Raw genomic sequence first — 21,159 nt, 5'->3', positions numbered from 1 at the left:
GCCTTTCAGCGAAAAGCTGCCAAATTGACAGGCAGTCGCTCTACCATTGAGCTACCGCGGATTGTCAAAATACAACGATATTATACTAATTCCTTGCCTAAAATACCAGCTATCCAACCAAGAATTTTTCTCTGTCTCTCCGCACTAGAGATTCTAATTGCAAATACACCATAATCGTGTAATTTTTTCCTAACTTTTCTGCTTTCTTTTTTATTCTTAGCAATATAACTTTTTTGAAACTGACCTATTGGAATACTGGTAATTTTCGACCAATATCTTCTTGCTTTCAATTCATCCAAACCTTCATGAATCCAAATTTGTCCACGAAATTTTTCTTCAGGAACTTGGCAAAACTCCCGAAACCATCTCATCATAAAAGAAATTATTTGAGGATTAGAATTTGAAAAACCAATGCTTTTATCTGATTTGTACCCGTCACCCAAATAAAGGGCTATTCCAGCCGTAAATCTATCTCTCTTGGCCAATTTTCCAACTTCTCTTTTGCCTTCCTTTATTAATCTTTTGGTTCTTTTAATTCGATCCCGTTGTTGTTTTTTTGCACCAATTATTCTTCCCTTCTCTGCTCCTCTTAGTCTTCTCTTTTTCAATCTCTCCATCTGAGAGGGAACCAGGATTACATCTCGACACCAACGACTGAGTGTGTCTTTAGAAACTGGAACTTTTTTTTGGATTTCACCATAAGAAATGCCTTTTTGGCGAAGTTCAAGAGCTTGTCTTTTTTCTTCTAACTTACCTGCATACCCCATTAATCCATTTTTAGCATATCGAACAAAGTAAATCAAGTTGAGTAACTATCGCTCTTACTCAAGATAATCCTGAAGTTTTTTTCTTCTTGAAGGGTGTTTGAGTTTTCTTAGGGCTTTGGCTTCAATTTGTCTAATTCTTTCTCTGGTCACCCCAAATTCTCTGCCTACTTCTTCTAAGGTCATTGGTTGATAACCATCTAAACCAAATCTCATTTTCAAGACTCTGGCTTCTCTGTCCGAAAGGCTTTCTAAAACTTCTTCAATGTTTTCTTTTAAGAGCTGTTTTGAAGCTTGGTCCACTGGTGAAGGTTGAGAGGTGTCTTCGATAAAATCACCTAAAAGAGAATCTTCTTCATCACCGACTGGTTTTTCTAAGGAAGTGGTGTTTTGGGCAATCTTAAAAATCTCTCTGACTCGATCTGGCTCGAGTTCCATTTCTTTACCAATTTCCTCAGCCATTGGTTCTCGGCCTAATTGTTGAGCTAGTTTTCTTGAGGTTCGAATCAGTTTGTTAATCGTTTCGACCATATGAACCGGAATTCTAATGGTTCTGGCTTGGTCAGCAATCGCTCGGGTAATCGCCTGTCTAATCCACCAGGTGGCGTAAGTGGAGAATTTATAGCCTCGCCGCCAATCATATTTTTCTACCGCTCTCATCAAACCTTGATTACCTTCTTGAATAAGATCAAGGAAGCTCATCCCTCTACCTACATACTTTTTGGCAATCGAAACCACCAGTCTTAAGTTGGATTGAATCAATTTCTTTTTAGCCGCCCGACTGCCTTTCTCCACTCCTTGAGCAAGGTCAATTTCTTGCTCCGCCGTTAAAAGAGGTATTCTCCCTATTTCTTTAAGGTACATTCGGACCGGATCGGTTAGGGTTTTGTCTTCCAGGGTCGCTAGAACCTCTAGTTCTTTAGCTAATTCCGTGGTCGCTTTTTCATCTTCAGCCATCTCTTCTTCAGTAACGGATTCAAAAACATCAACCCCTTCAGCCAATAAATTAGCGTAGAGTTCGTCTAATTCTTCGACCCTTTCTTCGGCATCAGGAAAAAGCTTGAGGATTTCTTCTTGGGTAATGAAACCCTGCTTTCCTCCTTTTTCAATGATTTTTTTGGTATCAACTCTCTTTTTGGCCATTTTTCTTGCTTCTAGATTATTACAATTTTCACTCGGCTTCAAGTTTAGCTAATTCTCCAGATAAATCTCGAAACTGTTCGTGGAGTTTGTTTAATTTCTTTTTTTCTGTCTGATTAGGTTTTTCTTTTCTTTCTGAACCGCTGATTTCTTGACCGATTTCTCTTAATCTTCCTCTTGAATCAAGCTTTTCTAATTCTTTTTTTGTTTTTTCAATTTCTTTCTCCAGCTTTTCTTCGTTCTCCAGCAAATCGACCATTTCCAGTAAATAAAGTTTGTCAAAGGTTTCTTTTAATTCGGCGGGCAACAGCTTGGCCAAGCGCTGGCTCTCAAAAGTTTTATAGCGCTTTAGATACTTACCTAAAACCTCAACAATCTTCTGAAAGTGAGACGTTTTGATCAAGGCCTGAATCTTTCTTTTTCTTAAGAGCGGCCAGTTGCCTGATTGAAACGCCAGGGCTAATAAATGTTCTTCCAAAATTTCCTGACGACTTAGCTTTTCCTCTTTCTTGTAATCAGTTCTCTCTAAAGGTGCTTTAGCGCTTTCTTTATCAATAAATTTCGCCATTTCCGCCACCACCGCTTCTTCATCAACTCTGAATCGCTCCGCCAACAAACGGACGTAATGAGCCTGAACCACCTTGTTGCTAATTTTGGCTAAAACCGGAATTAACTCCAGGCTGATTTTTCGCTTCCCGTCTGCAGTTCGACCATCAAACCGATTCAAAGCCGAATCAATAAAGTAATCATAAATAGGGACGGCTTGTTTAACTAATTGACGCCACTGACTTGGGTTCTTTTGAGCGACTTCATCAGGATCTTTACCCCCTTCTAATTCGACCACTCTAATGGCTAGATTAGCAGCATCCGCTAATTCAATCCCCCGACGAGCCGCCTGATCACCCGCCAAGTCTCGGTCCAAGGCTAAAATAAGATTCTCGGTAAACCGACTAATTAAATCTATCTGACCTTGGGTTAAAGCCGTGCCTTTAAGGGCGACGACATTTTCCACCCCTGCCTGTAAAGAAGAAACGGCATCAAGTTCGCCTTCAACCACAATGGCTTCATCCTCTTTTTTAATGGCTTCTTTGGTCTCGACTAAACCATAAAGCAAGTCTGATTTATGATAGACCAAGGTCTCTGGAGTGTTAATGTATTTGGCTTCTTCTTGCTTAGGATCCAAGGTTCGACCGGCAAAACCAACCACATTATTCCGATGATCTCGTAAAGTGAACATCAATCTCCCCCGAAAACGATCATAAAAACCCCGACCCCTTTGACTCTTAATCACCAAGCCGGCTTTTTCCAAATCTTCACCTCGATAATTTTTCTTTTTAACCAAAAAATCCTGAAGGGCTTCCCATAAATTAGGCGAATAGCCAATCTTAAAACGAGCCAAAGACTCGCGGGTAATTCCCCGACCCAAAATGTAGTTCAAAGCTTTCCGACCGGCCGCATGTTTGGTTAAAAGATAATGATAATATTCACTGGCTAAATGATTAATTTCATAAAAAAGTTGTTTCTGTTTTTCCCCTTCTGAAGGTTGGTAATGACGTAATTTAACCCCGGCTCGTTTCGCCAAAGTCCGCAGGGCCTCACCAAACTCCATGTTTTCAGTCAGCATTAAAAATCTAAAGATATCGCCACCAGCCCCACAGCCAAAACATTTAAAAATCTGTCTTTCTGGCGAAACGACAAAAGAAGGAATTTTTTCTGAATGAAAAGGACAAAGCGCCTTGAAATTACGGCCGGTTTTCTTTAAAGGCGTGTATTCATTAATCAGTTCAATGATATCGATTTTTCGCCGAATTTCTTCTAATTGATCATCTGGCATAAAATTATTTCCTGCATATTTACCGCATTATTTCCGCAGACTAGCGGAGAGAGTGGGATTCGAACCCACGATGACGTTGCCGCCATACACGCTTTCCAAGCGTGCGCATTTGACCACTCTGCCACCTCTCCTAAATCAGTTTCGGTTGTTTCTCTTTTGCTTCTAAAAGTTCTTTGGCTTTTTTTAAAATTTTCTTCTCTGAATCAAAAGTTAATCTCTTGGAAGCCTTTTGAAAAGGCAACCAAATCGCTTCTTTTGTTTCCCAAGAATGATTTCTGATGCTTCCCTTTTGGTATTCCATTAAGAAAAAAACAATGTTTTTAAGGACCTTCTGCTTTTCTTCGTTGTAAAAGAAAATATTAATCCGACCGATTTTTTCAATTACCTCAACTTCAACACCGCCTTCTTCCTTAACTTCTCTTAAAGCCGCCTGAGAACCAGTTTCACCCTCATCAATCCAACCTTTAGGCAGCTGCCATCTGTCTTGACGCCAAAGTTCATCCTTAATTTCAGGTTGAATGATTAGCCAAAGAGTTTTTTTCTTTTCTTTTTTGAAAACCACCCCACCAGCGGAAAATTCCCTTTTAACTGGTTTTTTCTTGGTCATCGGTGCGCCCGAAGGGATTCGAACCCCCAACTTTCGGATCCGGAATCCGACGTTCTATCCAATTGAACTACGAGCGCCTGCAAAGCGGTGGGAGAGGGATTCGAACCCCCGTGTCCTTTACAGAACGCTTGGTTTTCGAAACCAGCCCGTTAGACCACTCCGGCATCCCACCACAAGTGCGCCCAGTGAGACTCGAACTCACAACCTTCTCGTCCGCAACGAGATGCTCTGTCCAATTGAGCTACGGGCGCTGATTCTTAAGAAGACGACTCTAAAGGAACCCGCCGCGAGATCCAATCGCTAGCATTATCGATCCAGGTTTTTTCTGGTTCCTCAAAGGGGAGGTATTCAGAGAGAATTTTCTTAACCTGATCTTTCTTAACCTCGCCTAAGAGCAAGATTAAACGGCCGGGTAAACCAAAAAATGTTTCGACCATCAAAGCTTCTTGGCCCTGCTTTTCAGTAAACCAAAAACGGCCTAATTGTTCCCAATAATATCTCCTCCCACCGGTCACAATCCATCGATTAGTAATTTGATGTTCTACTTCCCGCGGCGCTACTGTCGAAAGAATGTAGGCCACAAAAACCAAAGCCACCATCACGACAATCAAAAGCCATTCTTGGAGGAAAAGGAGAATAACACCAATTAAAAAGATAATCGCGCCAATGGTTGTAAAATATTCCCGCGTTCGCTTTTTAAAATGTCGTTCTGGTGCTTTCCAGGCTAACAAAGTTTTTAAAGTACGTGGTTTTATTTCTGGTTGATTGTTTTGAGCAGGCATAATTAGTTTTCCTTATTTCTATGATAGCAAATTTTTGTTAATGATGGGAGAGGCGGTGGGGGTGGGATTCGAACCCACGTAGAAATTGCTTTCTCCACGGTTTTCAAGACCGGGCCGTTTAGCCGCTCCGGCACCCCACCTGGCGGAAGGAGTGGGATTCGAACCCACGCGGTCCTTTCAGACCAACGGTTTAGCAAACCGTCCCATTTAACCACTCTGGCATCCTTCCTAATGGTTCCTATTTTAGCAAAAAACTAGCCTTTTTTCACCTAGCTAAGGTCAAACCCCAAACCTCTTGAGCCTGGGCTCTTTTTAAAACCTGTGCAGCCTGACGTAGAGTGGAACCAGTCGTCCAAACATCATCAAAAACAATCAATTTTTTGTTTCTCACTTTAGCTCTAGCTTTGGGATTAAGTTTAAAAGCTTTTTGAACATTTATTTTTCTTTCTTTGCTTTTTAACTTAATTTGGGGTTGAGTGGCTTTAGAACGGATTAGATAATCAGTGGAGATCTGCCAATTAAACTGTTTACCTAGAATCTTTGCTAAAAGCTCTGCTTGATTAAAACCTCGCCAGCGTTGGCGGCGCGGATGAAGGGGAATGGGAACGAGAATTAAAGATCGGGTTAATTTACGAGGCATTTGATCAACACTAAGAGCCACCAGTTCCTCAATTAGATCCGTAATTAACCAATACTTTAATTTGCCAATCGCTTCTTTAATCACCCCTTCAAAAGTGAAAATTGAAGTTAAACCATCAAGAGAGTAAGGCGTTTGACAAACTGGATGAGTCTGACCTTGAAGAGCTGGTTTTTGACAAATCGGGCAAATCTGGAGTTTGATGGTTTTAATCTCTTGCTGGCAATCTCGACAAAAGTAATTACCCCAAGCACCACAACCCAAACAACGACGAGGAAAAAAGAGATCGAGCAGCATTAAACTAATTTTAACAGGGTTTATTTCTTAGGAGAAGTTTTATCTTGGACTTGTTCAGGAGTTTGTTTAGTAGGAAGTTTTTCTTCTTTCTCAGGAGAGATACCTTTAATTGCCTGAGGAGTCCGGAAGTAACCACGGACTTCGTCATAAATTGCGATGATTTCGGCAGCGGTGGGACCCCCCTCTTTCATTAGTTTCTATTTCTTAAGTCTATTAAGAATTAAAGATGATCTGGTGGAGATGGCCGGAGTGAACCGGCGTCCGAAAAGAATTTCTAAAAACTTCTACAAGCTTAGTTGACTCTTAATTGTCGTCTTAACCTGATCCTGTCAACCGGAAAGTTAAAACCAAGGCTAATTAAACTTGGCTCAATCAGTCTAGCCAAACCAATTGAATTGTATCCTGGCTGGGTTGTCACCCATAGTTTCTCACCAGGAGAAAAAACTATGAATGGCTTATGCCCAAGCGCTTTTAAGCGTAAGCATAAGCATAATTAGCAACTTTTGGGTTGCCAGTTATATTTTTTTTGAAACCTTTTAACGGCTTATTTCAGGTCGGCTTGCTGTTTTTAAAGAACCCTTCCCGTCGAGACTTACATCCCCTTATCTTTTAATGTCTGTTCAATTTCTCTTTCAATTGCCTTGCGTTTCTTTGTTTCTCTTTTATCATACTTCTTTTTCCCTCTAGCTAAGGCAATCTCTAGTTTGATTTTTCGACCCTTAGTATAGCACGAAACAGGTACAATCGTCAAATTCTTTTCCTTAGTTTGCTGGCTTAATTTTAGGAGCTCGTTTTTATGTAAAAGCAGCTTCCGGTTACGCTTGGAATCATAATCTCGATTATCGGCATAAGGATAAGGGTTGATATAGGCATTAAGTAACCAAGCCTCGCCTCCAATTATCTTAACAAAGCCTTCGTTAAGGCTTAGTTTGCTTGCCTTAACTGATTTGACCTCTGAGCCAGTTAAGGCAATGCCTGCTTCAAACTTCTCTAAAAGATAGTAATCATAGCGAGCTCGACGGTTAATAACTTTCACTTTATTTTAGGTCAATCTGATAAATCTTATCACCCGCCAGAAGGAAAATCTTGCCCTCTTCTTCCGAGGCCATTAAACTAGTGACCTGGTTCATCCCTTCCCAACGATACTGAGAATAATATTCCCCAGATTTATTGATCACTACCACTCGGGAATTACCTTGATCAAGAATGTAAAGATTCTCCTGGTCATCGTCAGTAAAAATAGCGGTCGGATTACTAAAAGACTTGTCTAAGCCAGAAATCGTAAAACCATCCTTCAATCCCTGAGTGTATTTAAGAACAGAACCATTGCTTTTGAGAATCCAGACCGAAGCGTCAATACTCATCCCCACGGCATTACTAAAATCGACCTCGCTTCCTTGAAGCCAACGCCGGTAAGCCCCAAAACCCCCTTCAATCCCCGGATATTTCCAAATCTCGCCTTTTTTATCAAGCAAATAAAGATTGCCGCCGAAGGCTCTTAAATCAACAATTTCTCCCCATTCCTCATCAGTCTCAATAACCAATTCTTCTCTTTTAGTCTCTTTATCAAATTGGACAATCCCTCTCTCGGTTAAAAGAAAAATTTTCGGTAAAAAGGCGGCCACTTGGTGACCATCGGCTAAGTTCTCTCCACCAGCTAGGATCGCCGACTTTTTGCTGTCTATCTCCAAGCTGTAAATAGCCTGTTTACCGCGATCAAAAAGAATTAATTCCTTGCCTGAAACCGCTAAATCATCCCCTTTCGCCCCATCCTTAATAATACCTAATTCAAAGAAAGCTTTTGGTTCGACCTCATGCTCCCGCATCACCAAAGAAAGGGAAGCTTCTAATTCTTCCCGAAAATCAAGGACGGCCTGATTCGCTTCTTCAGGCTCAATCTCATCAATTAAATCTCTTGCTTCAAGTAATAATTGGCGAGCTCTAATCGGATTAAGATCAATCAAAGCCTCGCCTTCTTCTTTCTTAATCTGAGCCTGTTGTAAAATAGCGTTTTGACCGCTGCTCGTCTGACCTCGGCCTCGCTGCCTGATCCCTAAGACAATGCTGACCATTAGCAAAACAAGTAAAATAGCAGCAATAGTGATTAAAGTTCGACGGGTTTTTTCCTTTTCTTTATTTTCTTTTTCTAAGTAAATTGCCCGGCGCTTAAGTTTTTTTTCAATCTTGAAAAGAAATCCTCGTCCTATTTTTGCTCCGACTTTTAACCAATCAGTCAATTTATCTTTTAAACCTGTTTTTAAACCCGAGACTTTAAAAGAAGACTCGCCTGGCTTCTCCTGTTCTTTATCTGAGGGTGTGGTCGTTGGCACCTCTTCTTCTTTTGGACCAATAATTTTTGAAATAACGGCGGCTGCAATCCCGTCTTTTTCCTGGCCATGAACCATTGGTGTTAATGATTCAGCCGCCTCATTAACCGAGCCCATTGATAGAGCGGCACTAATAGCGCCTTCGGCGAGAAAAGAAAAAAATCTTGGATTACCCAAAAGAAAAACATCATCTTTAACCACCCGGCCACTGGCTATTTCGACTTCACCTTTATTTCCCAATAAAACCGTCGCCGTTTTCCCTTCTCGCTGAACCAAAATCCTGCCCTCACCGGCCACCGCAAAATAGATTATTTCGCCTATTAAAACCGCGGCTTCAATCTCTATTTGAACTTCGCCTTCTGTTTCTCTTGTTACTTGTTCTAAGGCTTTTTTTAATTGGTCAATTGCCTTTGCTTCTAAATGACCATAATATTCTTCATGAAGACGAGAAAGAATTTCTTTTCCAACCGTCACAGTTTCAATCCCTTCTTCCAATCCAGAGAGACTGATGACCGCTAAAAATTGACCACGTCTGGCTAATTTTTTCTCTTCGGTCGGAGAAAAAGTGTGAACTTGTGACCAGGCTTGGTCAGTGGTGGTTCCGACGATTTTGGCAGTTTCGAGAAGAAATTTTTTCATTACTCGTTAAGCAAGAAGAATAATCAAAAATAAACCAATAATCAGTCCCAATTGAATCCAGGCAATCACCTTAATTGGCGAGGCAAAAGCGCCGTTGAGAGTCTTGGCCATCAAGCTTACCTGACGAACAACAATCACGCCAAAAGCCAAATAGAAAAACATCCCGATTAAGAGAATCGCTTTAAAAACCCAATGGAAACTAAAACTGACGGTTACCAATTGTTCAATCAACCTTTCGAAAGGCGTCATCGTACCCTCCCTTCTATTTTCTCCTGTTCCTCTTCAGTAATCAGCTCATTAAGAATCTTAATTACTCTCTCAGGCTGGGAAATTGCTTCAAAGATAAACTCTTTTTGTTCAGCCGCTGTTTGAATGTGGACATCACCATAATTAAAAAGGGAACGAACAAAACCACCCATCTTAACACTGACATCCTGAATCATATCAATTTTGGTGCTGGAGATATCTCGATAAAGAAGACTAGGAAAGTCAATATCAACCACTCTCTCATCAGTGATGATACTAACATTGAAAAACCATCTGAGAAAGCGTTGAAAAACAAAAGAAAAAGTTAATAAATACCAAACTAAATTCAAAAGCGATCGGTATCGAAAAGAACTAAAAAAATCAGGAAAAATCATAAAGATAAGGCTTGGCCCAAAAAGCATGGCCACGGCGGCTAAAATCCATTTAATATTAGTAATCAGGTGCTGGCGAGCTAAAAGAATTACCTTTTCTTCTTTATCTTGAGTCTCAAAAGTAAGTTTTTGGGGCCGAATCACTAAAGAAGCAAAAGGATTGGTTGTTCTTTGATTCTTAAGTTTATCAGCAACTGACTCGGTTTTTTCTTTTTTAGATTTAGACGTTTCTTCAGCAGCTTTTTTTTCTTTGTCTTTAGCAATATAAATATCAGGCATTGTTCTAGTATTTTATCATTTCAGATCCAAGAGAAACAAGATAACTACTTTTTCTCAACATTAAACAACGGCCCAACAATCTGGATATTAGCCGGCGCTCGAAGATTAAAAAAGTTTTTGAACTCCGGACCATCAAAAGTTTGATTACCAGCACTGCCAGAAACACTGACAGAGGTTGTTCTTCCCAGACCATTGTCCCAACCGACAGAAACACTAGAGACATTATCAAAAGGGGTAATCCCTCGACTCTTTAATTCTTGTTTAACTCGACCAGCATCCCAAGTATCCACTCCATCAGGATTAGGTTTATCCACCTGGGCCAGGTGTTGTTGACTTGAAGGATCAGCTTTAGCTAAAAGCAGAACATTGATAATATCAGTCACTTCTTCAGATTTTAACCAGGCAGAACTAGCATACTCTTTCCGCCAACCTTGAGCCGCATAAAAACAAGGTGAGTCTTTATCATAGGCTTTACCCTGAAGATCAGCAAAACTACTGACTTCACCACTGGTGTCTCGTAATCTTTTGGTCCAAGGCCGCTGACTCCAACCGACATCAGAAGAAAAAAAAGTGTAACCACCAGCGGTTGAAGCATACCAAGCAGTAATCACCTGACCGCTATGAACGGCAACTTCGCCTTCTGTTGCTTTGACCGCTGCTTCCCAATTACCGCCTTTATTGCCTCCCTTATAAACTTGGCATTGTTGACTGGTGCAAATTTCTTTAGACCCATTGTCAGTATAGGCCAAGGCATAAGACCGGGCCGCCACCGCTTGAGCTTTTTGGGCTTCGATTGGCCAACTTTCAGGCATCTCGTAAATCCCTAATAAATACTGTTCTAAAGGCATCGCTCCATAACCTTGAACTTGGAGACTAACGTTGGGTTTCTTTTCAATCGTAATCCCTTCGTAATAAATTTTAAGAATCTCTTGGTATGATTGACCGGCCTTGGCCCGACCGTAAGCTCCGTATTGATTCATCCCCACTCGATGAGGAATCCCGTAAGTAAAAAAAGCAAAAGCGGGACGAAAACCAGGATCTCGATCTCGATCATCAACACAAACCAAAGGCCCAGCACCTAAGGTGGTGGGAAGATTTAAACTGGCTAATTTTTGGGCTAATATTTGTTGTTGCTTAGCGGTCAAAGAGGCAATGGCTGACTCAACCTTCTCGACTTCTCCTTCTAAAAAAGTGGCCCGATCATCAACCTGTTTTTGGGCTTGGGCTAAACTCGCTTGACTTCGCTCATAAGTAATCTTATCCTCTTGAAGTTTCTTCAAATCAGCCGAAATTTGAACAATCGTCAATCTGTCTTGATTAACAACTTTAAGCCGGAAAGCTAATTCTCGAGCCAGTTCTTGAGCATTATTCGAAGACAAAAACAAGAGAAAGGGAGAAGATTTTTGGCTTTGAATATAATAACTTCTTACCTTAGCCGCTAAAATTTTTTCCTGAAAAGCCAAATCAACCTCCCTCTCAAGAATACTCTTCTCAAGCTGTTTCAAACCCAAGGTAATGGCATCAAGCCTTTTCTGAAGATCGGCTAATTGAGTTTTAAGTTTGGCTAATTCGGTTTTGTTTTGTTCGTGGGCTGGGGCGAGAGCATCAATGATTTTTTGAATTTCCTCAAATTGACAATCATAATCACTTTCCGGACAAGCAGCCTGAACAATAAAAGAATGAGAAAAAAGAAAAATTAAAATTGAAGAAGCCATTAAGAGACTGATCAAAACTTTTACCTTTTTCATTCTGATAAAAGTATATCATAGAGGCTAATTCAACTTAGGTTGCCTCTTGAAAAGGAATTATGTTAAACTTTAGCTGATGAAAAAACTAGCTGTGACCGTCTTATTGTTTGCTTTAATTTTTATTCTCGCCAGTCCAACCCTAGCTGAAGCAATTATTAATACCGCCATTGGGCCAATTAATGTTGAAAGTCCCCAAGCTTTCGTTAGTAGAATTCTAGCTTTCGCCATTGGTATTGGCGGTGGGATTGCTACTCTCTTAATTATCTTTGGAGGGCTTCAGGTCTTAACTTCTGGAGGTAATCCGGAAAAAGTCCAATCAGGTAAAGAGCTCATCACTTCGGCGATCTCTGGTCTCTTACTAATTGTTTTTGCTGTTTTTATTTTAAGAATTATTGGAGTGGAAATATTAGCTATCCCAGGATTTGAATAAAATGAAAAAATTAGCTTTAACTTTTCCTGGCGGCGAATCAATTAATGATCCACCTAGCTTTGCATTTGCCAGTGGGAATATTAGCAATATTATCAATGACCTGATCCCCTATATTTTTGCTTTGGCTGGTTTGGCTTTGCTTTTAATCCTGATTTGGGCTGGCTTTGAAATGATGACTTCGGCTGGTGACCCAAAGAAAATGGAGTCAGCTAAAGGAAGACTCACGGGCGCTGTCATCGGCTTTGTTATTATTTTTGTTGCCTATTGGCTGATTCAAATTTTGGAAGTTATTTTTGGCTTGAAGATTTTTTAGCTTTCTTCCTGTAGATAGCAAACGTACCCCCACCAAATCTTCTGGTCCGCTTTTGATAAGCAAGAATTGTTTTGTCGAGCTTGGCTGGAGAAAAGTCTGGCCAAAGAGTTTTAGTAAAATAAAGCTCGGAATAGCTAGATTGCCAGAGAAGAAAATTAGAAAGCCTTGATTCGCCGCCAGTCCGAATAATTAAGTCGGGGTCTGGTTCGCCATTAGTGTAAAGGAATTTACCAAACATTTTTTCATTAATCTTTTTGGGCGGAACTTCATCTTCAACAATTTTCTTGATGGCCCTAATAATTTCGTCTCGACCGCCATAATTTAAAGCGACATTGACCTTTAATCTCTCATGAGTTTTAACAATGGCTAACATCTCTTCAATCGCCCGAACGACTTTCCTAGGAAAAGCCTGAAAATTGCCTAAAACCACTAACTTGACGCCTTTTTCTTTGTACTCTTCTTTTTTCTCTTCCACGGCTCTGACCAACAAGTTAAAAAGTCCTTCCACTTCTTTCTTGGCTCTTTTCCGCCAATTTTCGGTTGAGAGAGCATAAATCGTTAAGGTTTCTATCTTCAGATCCAAACAATAATCCACAATTTTGATTAGGGCTTTGACTCCGGCTTGGTGGCCTTCCATTGGTGTCAAATCTCTTTTTGCAGCCCAACGTCGGTTACCATCCATAATAATGCCAATATGTCTGGGAAGATTTTTTTTATCTATTTTGGTCTTAGAAGTTTTTTTCGGCATCGGACTGGATTCTACCACTCCTAACTCTCGCGTTCAATCATAAAATCAGCCATTTTTCTTAAAGTATCGGCTAATTCAGGTTTCCGAGTAATTTGGGAAATATATTTCTTGCCTTTTTCAACCAAACTCTTCGCCATTTTTTGGGAATAAGCTAAAACCCCAGTCTCTTCAGTAATCCGCCTGACTCTTTCCAGTTCTTTTTTAGTCAGATTCTTCTTGCCATAAACTTGTTGAATAAATTGTTTCTCTTTTCCCTTAGCTAATCCTAGAACCTTAAGATGAAGAATTGTGTTTTTGTTTTCCTTAACATCACTGCCAATTGGTTTGCCTAAAATTTTTTCATCAGCAAAAAGACCTAATTCATCATCCCGCAACTGAAAAGCAATCCCAACTGGTAAACCAAATTTCCCTATCTTTTTTATTTCCTTTTCATTTGCACCAGCGAACAAAGCCCCGTACTGTAAGGGACCAGTAACCGTGTAGTCGGCTGTTTTGTAATGATGAATCTTGGTAATATCTTTTTCTGAGAGCTTATCAGTGGCTTCAAGAGTGACATCAAGAGCCTGACCAAAAGCGGTTGTCAAAATCTGTTGATTAAATCTTCTCAAAACTCTGGTTTTAATCTCATCACTAAAATCGGTATCAACCAAAAGGAGATGGGCCAGAGTAAAACCAATATCACCAAGATCAATCGCCATACTCAGACCATAATGCTCGGCCTGATCTCTTTTATCTTGATGACGTTTTCTGTAGAGATTACTATATTGAACATGAATGGTTGGTTTGTTCCTTCTTAAGACATCCCGATCCATCACGTCATCATGGATTAAAATAAAAGCGTGAGTCAGAGTCACCATTAAAGAGGCTTCAAGAATCGCTTTTTCATTCTTACCACCAAAACATTCATAACCTAATTTGACCAGAGCTCCACGAATGTTTTTGCCACCCATAAACTGACGATAAATTCTCATCATTTCTGCGGCCAGGGGTGAAATCTCAGCCGCTTCTTTCTCCTTAGTTTTAAAAAAGGAATCTAATAGTGGCTCTGTTTTTTTAACGTAATCTTGAAGATAAGCCTTTGCTTCCATGGCGAGAAGTATAACAAAATCTTGACCACTTGCAAAAGTTGACACTTAAATTTGATATTGATAGACTAAATGTGATGCAGAATTTCGAAATTGGCAAAGCCCTTTTTGGCGAACACTCAGGTTTGAGTACGAGTATGACTTTGGGGGGCATTATCTCCAATCTTCTACCCAACATCTATGTTTTAGCTGGTATTATTCTCTTCTTTCTTCTGATTGGTGGTGGGTTGATGTTCCTTATCAGCGCTGGCCAGGAAAATCCTGAGGGAGCGGCTAAAGGAACCCAGGCGGTGACCGCCGCTCTAATTGGTTTCTTGATTATTTTTGCCAGTTATTGGATAATACAAATTATTAAAGTTATTACCGGTATTGATTTTCTTAGTGGGGGTTTAGGCATATGATTTTCGAAATTTTTGGAGCCATTGAAAATCCTTTTACCAAAATGGGGATTACTGGCTATGCTGGCGAGCCTGGGCCAAATTTTGGGATGATCAAGTTTTTGAATAATATTATCCGTCTTTTAATTGTTGTCGGCGGTCTTTTTGCTTTTTTTAACTTAATCATTGCCGGCTATGGTTTTTTAAGTGCGGGTGATGATCCTAAAAAAATGGGGGCAGCTTGGGCGAGAATCTGGCAATCACTGATGGGGCTTTTGTTTATTCTGGGCTCTTTTGTTCTAGCTGCCATTTTTGGTTATTTGTTATTTGGCAATGCCAGCGCCATTCTTAATCCGAAAATTTACGGGCCTTAAAAAATGATAGAAAAAATCTTTGCCGCTGAAGTTGATCTTGGTCCCATTGGCGGAGACCCCAGTGAAGGTTTCGGTCCCTGGGGAGCTCTCTACCGATTCAGTAATGTTGGTGTTGCCGCCAGACACTTCACTTCAATCCTTTCAAAAATCATCGGCATTATGACCGTTATTGCCGGTATTTGGTTCTTCTTCATTCTTGTTATCGGCGCTTTTGGCTATTTAACGGCTGGTGGTGATTCTAAAGCAGTTGAAGGGGCTACTAAAAGAATCAGTAATGGCTTGACTGGCCTGATTGTTATTGTTCTCGCCTATGCTCTTATTTCTCTTATCGGCAATTTTTTAGGATTTGACATTCTTAATCCTCAAGAAATTATTGAACAACTAGGGCCCTAAAAATGATAGAAAAAATCTATTTAGCTGCTGCGACACCAGGTGAAGGAGGAGGCGCAGGCGAATACCAAGAAGGTATTTACAATCCTGCTCTTAATCCTCTGGTTGGTACTGGTGAAGGCCTTGATATTATTAACCTTTTCCTGGGTAATATTATCGCCATTCTTCTTATCGTCGGGGTTATCGTTGCTTTCATTTTTCTGGTGGTTGGGGCGATTCAATGGATGACCGCTGGCGGCGACAAGGCGGCTCTAGAGTCAGCCCGAGGTAAAGTCGTCAGTGCGATTGTTGGTCTAATTGCTCTTTTTGCTGTCTTTGCTATAATCAAATTAATTGGGAGTTTCTTTGGGATTGAGGCGCTCGAGAATCTCTTTTTTGATATTTCGCCTTATCTAATCAAATAAAAGGAAAGGGGGTGAAAAAATGAAGAAAATTAAAGAATTGACAAATTACTTAATGATTGCTCCTGCTTTGGCGGCTAGTGATACCATTAGCATCTTACCTACAGGTGAAGACTTTGGGGCTTTAGGCACTATTACTATTCCGGGTATAATTTCTGCTGCTATTAAATTGCTCTTGGTAGTGGCAGCTCTGATTTCCTTTTTCTTTCTCATCATTGGTGGGATTAAATGGATTACCTCTGGTGGTGACAAAGAAGGAACGGCCAATGCTCAAAGCACGCTCACGGCCGCTCTAATTGGTCTAGCAATTGTTTTTGCCTCCTGGGCCATCATTAGATTATTGGAGACATTCTTTGGAATTCATATTCTCACCGGACTAGCAATTCCAACGATTAAATAATAAAGAATCTAATCCTTATATAGAAGCGGTTTAAATAATTAAAGTGCGTACCGACACCTACCCTTGACGGTAGGTGTTTTGGTGTTGTAAAGTTAGTTTAATGGAAGATCCAGCTCGAATTTCAGACCTAATTCAAATCATGTGGAATCTTCTAAATTTGGCTATTCGTTTAGCCGGAATTGCTACTTTCATCATGATTATTCTTGGTGGCTTCAAATGGTTGACTTCTGGTGGTGATCCTAAGGCAGTTGAATCAGCAAGGAACACAATTACCTATGCCATTCTTGGTCTAGTCTTGATTATCATTGCTTGGTTCATTCTTAAATTCATTGCTGACTTTACTGGCATCGAAGGATTGCTTGAGTTTAAGTTTGAATAATGAAAAAAATCTGCCTAGGAATATTACTACTTTTCTTTTTCCTTGTTTCTCCCCAAAAAGTTTCTGCTCAAGCAGGGGGCGCGGGGATTAATATTGGTCCTATTAATCCCCAATCAAGACCAAGTGCCAGCGACCTTCAAGCTCTGGGGGCTAGTTGGGTAAGATTTGTTTATGTGCCCGATTCTGGTTTCAACTACGATTCCTATATAAATGAACTTAATCAGGCGGGAATCGATGTTGTTATGGTTCTAAACCAGCAAACACTTTGGCCGCCAAACTTAGAAATTAATTCTAATTATGTAAATAATTTTGCCAACATGGCAGCTGAGACCGCAGCTCGCTTCGGGGATAGGGTAGCCGCTTATGAAATCTGGAATGAGCAAGACGCTCAAAATAATGTTGCCTCAATTTATATTCCCCCTGGAAATTATGCCGCCCTTTTGGCAGCTGCCTATAACGCTATAAATGAAAATTCAAATAGTTTTGTTGTCACCGGAGGAATGGTGGCTGGCGACCCAAATTATCTAATAAAAGTAATTGAAATTGCTGGTGGCTTGCCGGCTGATGGGGTTGGGGTTCACCCCTACACTCTTGACATCAATCTAGTTAGACAAACTCTTTTAAATTTTTTAGCGGTCTCAGAGGGTAAACCTCTCTGGATAACTGAATTTGGCTGGGAAGTAGCTGATCAACAACTCCAGGCTGATTATCTTAAAGCCGTTTATGAATTAGTTGCCCGAGAATTCGGTAATGAGGTGGCGACCGTTCTTTGGTATACCTTTTCGGACTTCGGCGGACCGGGTTTTGGCTTAGTAGATATTTTTGGTAATCCCAAATTGGCATTTTTCTATTTTCAACTTTATGCGGCCTTGCTTGAAGGAATTATTCCTGATTTTGAATTTATTCCCTTTCCCATCCCTACCCCATCACCTTATGTCGTTGTCGCCCCGCCACCCACCTGTAACCCCTCCGACGGCGGCGATTATGATTCCCGACCGGTTCCTTGCGATTCTTGTGACGATACCCACAATTACTGTCCTTCATGCGCCACGAGTTTTACAGTTCACGATACCGTTACTTATGAACGGGGTGACGGCACTGAAGAACCGCCTCATTGTGTCAGTAGAAAATGGGGGGGAATCGTCACTATCGATCCTTCAGATACCACTATCCCTTTTGTTGGTTATAAAGGCGAGGGCGTTGATGATAAATCCGATTACGAACAAAAATATTTGGCTGACTACTTCGAAGGAACCAATGAATACTACCAGAACTATGGGCAATACTGGCTAGATTGGGTTAACCACGCTGGTGTTCTTCGCAAATTAACCCCTATGGCCTACCAAGACGAGCTGAAGAAAAACATGGTCAAGAGAGCAAAAGAAACTATAGAAAAAAATATCCACGAAGGTGGCGTTCACGATTACAACCTTAATTATATTGGCCGCCTTTGTTGGGACGCGCCTTTTTGGGCGGAAGCCCTTATCACAATAGCAGGAAAACTAACAGGTAGTAATATTGTCGTTAAAAAGGCTGAAGAATTTTCTAACTACTGTCTCTTTAGTGATAAAACTTTAAATCCCTTGGATGATGCTTTGATTGCTGGAGTTAAGACTATTCTTGATAGTTCCCCTATTAAAATTTCTCATTGGGACGAAACTGGAGCTACCAGCACTTTAACGAGTCTGGCTGATCATCTTCCTCCAGACCCTGAAGAGGAAAATTACGAAATAAAATATCAAGAATGGAAAGAAGCAGAAAACGGTAAATGGTCCAATCTCTGGGTGGTCGCTCCCTTGATCAGTCGTGATGATACCATTGGCTGGATTATGCCCTATTACGGCTATAAATCTGATGATATTCCCAAAAATATTGAACCGCAGGTAGAAGATGTTCCTCATGTTGCTCGCCTGAATGAAGCCACTCAGGAACTAAATAACATGCTTTTAACGCAATGGGATAGCAGTTTAATGTATGCCCAAAATCAAACAAGCCTTATTATCGCTTCACCAGGAGAGAAAAAACTTCTAGCTCAAGCTAGTGGCTGTGATCCTGACGGCGACCAATGTTCAAGTATTAATATTAGGTCTATCACTTGTTCAGGAGGAGGCTGTACAATCATTATTGATGCCTCTGGTGATGGTCATGTCTGGGTGGAAATCAACGGCCAATTCATGGGAATAAACAATCTCGGTCCGGGTCTAGAATACCACATAGGTTCTCCTGGACCTGGCGGAACAGCTTGCATTAATGTCAGTGCCATCAACTATAATATTGGAACTTCCACTGGACACGTTGGAGTTAGTGAAGGTTGTTGTATGACTCTTGATGAGAACGGAACAGGTTCTTGCAAAGGCGAACCTTATGAACCGCCAGCAACTTGTGGTGTTTCTGGTCCTCTTGTTCAAGTATCTAACTGTGAATTGCCAGCGATTACAGACCCTAATGATAATGACAAGCTTTGTTGTGATGAAGAATGCAAAATCAATATTCCTCTGGTAGCTGTTGATGCTTGGGAAAATCCTGAATACGAAAAGTGCCGTCAAGAAGGTCTCGATTGTAAACCAATTCCTGGTTGCGTACTCGACCCTAAATCAAAAGATCCTAACGAGTGCGAGAAATGTAAAGATCCCTGCAAGGAGATTATTGAGAGATCGGTTAAAAGGGATTTTGGCACCCGTCTCCTTCATCCTTACCTAACCCAGATCTGGGAACAAACCGGTAAATTAGACACCAATGGTCTCTTTAATATTTTCCGCCCAGCCACCTGGCCGGAATTCCGAGAAATGGATGCGGCCAGTGAAATTCAGTTCTATTACAAAGACAGCCAAAGCCCAGAAGATATTACTCCCTCAGAAGGCAGATTCTATTACAACTACCTTGGTGGTGTTCAATTAGCCAAAGAATGGGTAACTAAATCACTTGTACCCAAAGACGAAGGTAAAAACCTTTTGCAATGGCTATGGGGAACAATTGTTCAATAAAAGTAAGTTGAAATAATTTTTAGGGAATGTTATCGTTGAATTGAATCATGTTAACCAAATTATTTACCAAGAAAAAAATTACTCTAACTCTCCTTTTCTTCTTTCTATTCTCCTTTATCTTATCTGGCCCGATTCAAGCATTTTCCACACCTGAAAGTACTTACCAATTTCAATTTGAAAGCGCTATCAATTCAGAAGAAATGAACCTCCAAAGTTTTGTTTACGAAACAATCAAAGCAATCTTTGGCTCGATCGTTCATTTTATTTTCGGTGTTGTCTTGAACCAGGGAGAACAAAACCAAAACCAAACAGGAATGATTAGAACTATCGGCAGTTTTATCGCCTATATTTACGCTACCCCGCCTGCTTCTGGGATTCAATATTTAGCAAGCATCGGTGAAAAACTGAGAGTTGTCAAACCAACCTACGCCCAAGAAGATACTGGATTCGAACGAATGGCTGACTATCTCCCTCTCTGGAAAACCTTTCGAAATATTACCTATGTTTTCTTTGTTCTCATCCTTGTCTTTATGGGGTTTGCTATTATGTTCCGGGTTAAAATCAATCCTCAAACTGTAATCACCATTCAATCAGCTCTTCCAAAAGTAGTCATTGGCCTTATTTTAATAACCTTCTCTTACGCAATCGTTGGCCTCATGATTGATTTTATGTGGGTCTTTACAAATCTGATTATTTTTACTTTCAAACACATCCCTGATACAGACCCGAATTTTCCTCAATGGCTCTCTCGACTAATTACTGCTCAAGCTGTTACTGATGCTAGTCATTTGGCTGCTGGTATCTTCATAATCTTACTCGGGCCTGCCTTTGCTACTTTTCTAACCTTTACCATTATCACTTCTACCCCTACCATAATTACTAGCATTATCTTATGGCCTATATCTCCTATGATAATAGGCTTAAACGTAACAATTCTTTTTCTTTTGGCTATCATTTTTCTTATTATCTACATCCGTATCTTATGGGCACTCTTAAAGGCCTATGTTATGGTTGTCCTTCATTTAATTTTTGCTCCCTTCGAAATATTAGTTGGTATTCTGCCAGGAAGTAACGCTATTTCCAGCTGGTTTAGAAATCTCATTGCCAACTTAGTTGTTCTGCCAGCCACGATAGCAATGATTTTTCTCTCTGGTTATTTGGCTATTGCTCCGCTTTTTAGAAAATCTAATTTAGGAAGCTTAGTTGTAAGCAGTATCGAAGGTAATACCAGTTCTACTTTTTTAGAGGATCTTGTTGCAGCATTTCGGAATTTGGGTTCAGCTAATGTTATATCGACCATCATTATGCTCTTTATTAGTATTGGCATTCTTGCCCTCACCCCAAAAGTCACAGATATAATTAAAGCTTTTCTTGCCGGTAAGCCGTTTGAATATGGAGCAGCTATTGGCGAAGCAGTTGGTCCAATAAGGGGAGTAGCAGGTATGGCGATGATGGGTGCTGGTCCAAAAATAGCAGAAAGAATCACATGGGGAAAGGAGGGAAGGGGAAGCGGCGAGAAACCAAAAAGCTTAGAAACGGGCATTTCGAGCGTTATTGAAGTACTTAGTAAAAAAGTCTCAGGTTAA

The 21,159-nt window shown here is 40.6% G+C and carries 24 protein-coding genes, 6 tRNA genes, 1 other RNA gene and 1 pseudogene; 10 read left to right on the top strand and 22 right to left on the bottom strand.

Features of this window, described 5'->3' with window-relative positions; genetic code table 11:
• Window positions 1-80: 80 nt before the first annotated feature.
• The 20 genes and pseudogenes from VMY36_03040 to VMY36_02945 form a co-directional block, all read right to left on the bottom strand.
• Window positions 81-767 (bottom strand): hypothetical protein, encoded by a 687-nt coding sequence (locus VMY36_03040; protein HUV42855.1) that lies wholly within the window; start codon window positions 765-767, stop codon window positions 81-83.
• 54 nt (window positions 768-821) lie between these two features.
• A complete protein-coding gene (rpoD, locus tag VMY36_03035) occupies window positions 822-1,907 on the bottom strand; it encodes an RNA polymerase sigma factor RpoD (GenBank protein ID HUV42854.1) in 1,086 nt (361 codons plus the stop codon).
• A 28-nt stretch (window positions 1,908-1,935) separates the two neighbouring features.
• The gene (dnaG, locus tag VMY36_03030) at window positions 1,936-3,738 is read right to left on the bottom strand and encodes a DNA primase (protein ID HUV42853.1); all 1,803 of its coding nucleotides are present in this window, start codon (window positions 3,736-3,738) and stop codon (window positions 1,936-1,938) included.
• Between the two features lie 44 nt (window positions 3,739-3,782).
• Window positions 3,783-3,869: transfer RNA gene (locus tag VMY36_03025), tRNA-Ser, on the bottom strand.
• Entirely contained in the window at window positions 3,869-4,345 is a 477-nt protein-coding gene (locus VMY36_03020) for an NUDIX domain-containing protein (GenBank protein ID HUV42852.1), read from the bottom strand. The genes VMY36_03025 and VMY36_03020 overlap by 1 nt, the downstream gene beginning before the upstream one ends.
• Window positions 4,346-4,348: 3 nt before the next feature.
• Window positions 4,349-4,422 (bottom strand) — tRNA-Arg (locus tag VMY36_03015).
• A gap of 8 nt (window positions 4,423-4,430) precedes the next feature.
• A tRNA-Ser gene (locus VMY36_03010) sits at window positions 4,431-4,517 on the bottom strand.
• 5 nt (window positions 4,518-4,522) lie between these two features.
• Window positions 4,523-4,596, bottom strand: a tRNA-Arg gene (locus VMY36_03005).
• A gap of 6 nt (window positions 4,597-4,602) precedes the next feature.
• The gene (locus VMY36_03000) at window positions 4,603-5,127 is read right to left on the bottom strand and encodes a hypothetical protein (GenBank protein HUV42851.1); all 525 of its coding nucleotides are present in this window, start codon (window positions 5,125-5,127) and stop codon (window positions 4,603-4,605) included.
• A 53-nt stretch (window positions 5,128-5,180) separates the two neighbouring features.
• Window positions 5,181-5,267: transfer RNA gene (locus VMY36_02995), tRNA-Ser, on the bottom strand.
• Window positions 5,268-5,356: transfer RNA gene (locus VMY36_02990), tRNA-Ser, on the bottom strand.
• 36 nt (window positions 5,357-5,392) lie between these two features.
• Window positions 5,393-6,061, bottom strand: a complete 669-nt coding sequence (locus tag VMY36_02985; GenBank protein HUV42850.1) for a ComF family protein — start codon at window positions 6,059-6,061, stop codon at window positions 5,393-5,395.
• A 20-nt stretch (window positions 6,062-6,081) separates the two neighbouring features.
• Window positions 6,082-6,252, bottom strand: a complete 171-nt coding sequence (locus VMY36_02980; GenBank protein ID HUV42849.1) for a hypothetical protein — start codon at window positions 6,250-6,252, stop codon at window positions 6,082-6,084.
• Between the two features lie 41 nt (window positions 6,253-6,293).
• Window positions 6,294-6,663, bottom strand: a transfer-messenger RNA (tmRNA) gene (gene ssrA / locus VMY36_02975).
• Window positions 6,654-7,097, bottom strand: coding sequence for an SsrA-binding protein SmpB (gene smpB, locus VMY36_02970; GenBank protein ID HUV42848.1), 444 nt, complete (start codon window positions 7,095-7,097; stop codon window positions 6,654-6,656). Before smpB ends, ssrA begins: the two co-directional genes overlap by 10 nt.
• A gap of 1 nt (window position 7,098) precedes the next feature.
• A complete protein-coding gene (locus tag VMY36_02965) occupies window positions 7,099-9,027 on the bottom strand; it encodes a hypothetical protein (GenBank protein ID HUV42847.1) in 1,929 nt (642 codons plus the stop codon).
• Between the two features lie 6 nt (window positions 9,028-9,033).
• Window positions 9,034-9,276, bottom strand: a complete 243-nt coding sequence (locus tag VMY36_02960) for a DUF5657 family protein (GenBank protein ID HUV42846.1) — start codon at window positions 9,274-9,276, stop codon at window positions 9,034-9,036.
• On the bottom strand, window positions 9,273-9,944 hold the full coding sequence (locus VMY36_02955) for a hypothetical protein (GenBank protein ID HUV42845.1): 672 nt from the start codon (window positions 9,942-9,944) through the stop codon (window positions 9,273-9,275). The genes VMY36_02960 and VMY36_02955 overlap by 4 nt, the downstream gene beginning before the upstream one ends.
• Window positions 9,945-9,988: 44 nt before the next feature.
• Window positions 9,989-10,792 carry a SpoIID/LytB domain-containing protein gene (locus tag VMY36_02950; protein HUV42844.1) on the bottom strand — a complete coding sequence of 268 codons (804 nt, stop codon included), beginning with the start codon at window positions 10,790-10,792 and terminating at the stop codon, window positions 9,989-9,991.
• 45 nt (window positions 10,793-10,837) lie between these two features.
• Window positions 10,838-10,948: pseudogene (locus VMY36_02945) on the bottom strand (stage II sporulation protein D).
• A gap of 820 nt (window positions 10,949-11,768) precedes the next feature.
• Between VMY36_02945 and VMY36_02940 the strand changes: the two are divergent.
• Together VMY36_02940 and VMY36_02935 are read left to right on the top strand one after the other, a co-directional pair.
• The gene (locus tag VMY36_02940; GenBank protein ID HUV42843.1) at window positions 11,769-12,122 is read left to right on the top strand and encodes a hypothetical protein; all 354 of its coding nucleotides are present in this window, start codon (window positions 11,769-11,771) and stop codon (window positions 12,120-12,122) included.
• 1 nt (window position 12,123) lies between these two features.
• The gene (locus VMY36_02935; protein ID HUV42842.1) at window positions 12,124-12,435 is read left to right on the top strand and encodes a TrbC/VirB2 family protein; all 312 of its coding nucleotides are present in this window, start codon (window positions 12,124-12,126) and stop codon (window positions 12,433-12,435) included.
• Here the strand turns inward: VMY36_02935 and uppS are convergent.
• Together uppS and VMY36_02925 are read right to left on the bottom strand one after the other, a co-directional pair.
• Complete coding sequence (gene uppS / locus VMY36_02930; GenBank protein ID HUV42841.1) at window positions 12,410-13,183, bottom strand: polyprenyl diphosphate synthase; 774 nt, start codon at window positions 13,181-13,183, stop codon at window positions 12,410-12,412. The two genes, VMY36_02935 and uppS, sit on opposite strands and share 26 nt — an antisense overlap.
• A gap of 20 nt (window positions 13,184-13,203) precedes the next feature.
• Entirely contained in the window at window positions 13,204-14,271 is a 1,068-nt protein-coding gene (locus VMY36_02925) for a polyprenyl synthetase family protein (protein ID HUV42840.1), read from the bottom strand.
• Window positions 14,272-14,345: 74 nt separating this feature from the next.
• Here VMY36_02925 and VMY36_02920 point away from each other — a divergent pair, with 74 nt between their 5' ends.
• The 8 genes from VMY36_02920 (at window position 14,346) to VMY36_02885 (ending at window position 21,159) form a co-directional block, all read left to right on the top strand.
• Window positions 14,346-14,669: a hypothetical protein gene (locus tag VMY36_02920; GenBank protein ID HUV42839.1), complete on the top strand. Its 324-nt coding sequence runs from the start codon at window positions 14,346-14,348 to the stop codon at window positions 14,667-14,669.
• Window positions 14,666-15,019 (top strand): hypothetical protein, encoded by a 354-nt coding sequence (locus VMY36_02915; GenBank protein HUV42838.1) that lies wholly within the window; start codon window positions 14,666-14,668, stop codon window positions 15,017-15,019. The genes VMY36_02920 and VMY36_02915 overlap by 4 nt, the downstream gene beginning before the upstream one ends.
• A 3-nt stretch (window positions 15,020-15,022) precedes the next feature.
• Window positions 15,023-15,412 carry a hypothetical protein gene (locus VMY36_02910; protein ID HUV42837.1) on the top strand — a complete coding sequence of 130 codons (390 nt, stop codon included), beginning with the start codon at window positions 15,023-15,025 and terminating at the stop codon, window positions 15,410-15,412.
• Between the two features lie 2 nt (window positions 15,413-15,414).
• Window positions 15,415-15,813, top strand: coding sequence for a hypothetical protein (locus VMY36_02905; protein ID HUV42836.1), 399 nt, complete (start codon window positions 15,415-15,417; stop codon window positions 15,811-15,813).
• A 19-nt stretch (window positions 15,814-15,832) separates the two neighbouring features.
• A complete protein-coding gene (locus VMY36_02900) occupies window positions 15,833-16,210 on the top strand; it encodes a hypothetical protein (GenBank protein HUV42835.1) in 378 nt (125 codons plus the stop codon).
• A 100-nt stretch (window positions 16,211-16,310) separates the two neighbouring features.
• On the top strand, window positions 16,311-16,589 hold the full coding sequence (locus VMY36_02895) for a hypothetical protein (protein ID HUV42834.1): 279 nt from the start codon (window positions 16,311-16,313) through the stop codon (window positions 16,587-16,589).
• Complete coding sequence (locus VMY36_02890) at window positions 16,589-19,573, top strand: hypothetical protein (GenBank protein ID HUV42833.1); 2,985 nt, start codon at window positions 16,589-16,591, stop codon at window positions 19,571-19,573. Before VMY36_02895 ends, VMY36_02890 begins: the two co-directional genes overlap by 1 nt.
• Before the next feature lie 47 nt (window positions 19,574-19,620).
• Window positions 19,621-21,159, top strand: coding sequence for a hypothetical protein (locus VMY36_02885; GenBank protein HUV42832.1), 1,539 nt, complete (start codon window positions 19,621-19,623; stop codon window positions 21,157-21,159).

The sequence above is a fragment of the Patescibacteria group bacterium genome, from assembly GCA_035529375.1.
In the GTDB taxonomy this organism is placed as follows: Bacteria; Patescibacteriota; Microgenomatia; order PFEM01; family JAHIFH01; genus DATKWU01.
This window is presented reverse-complemented; position numbering and strand designations above follow the sequence as displayed.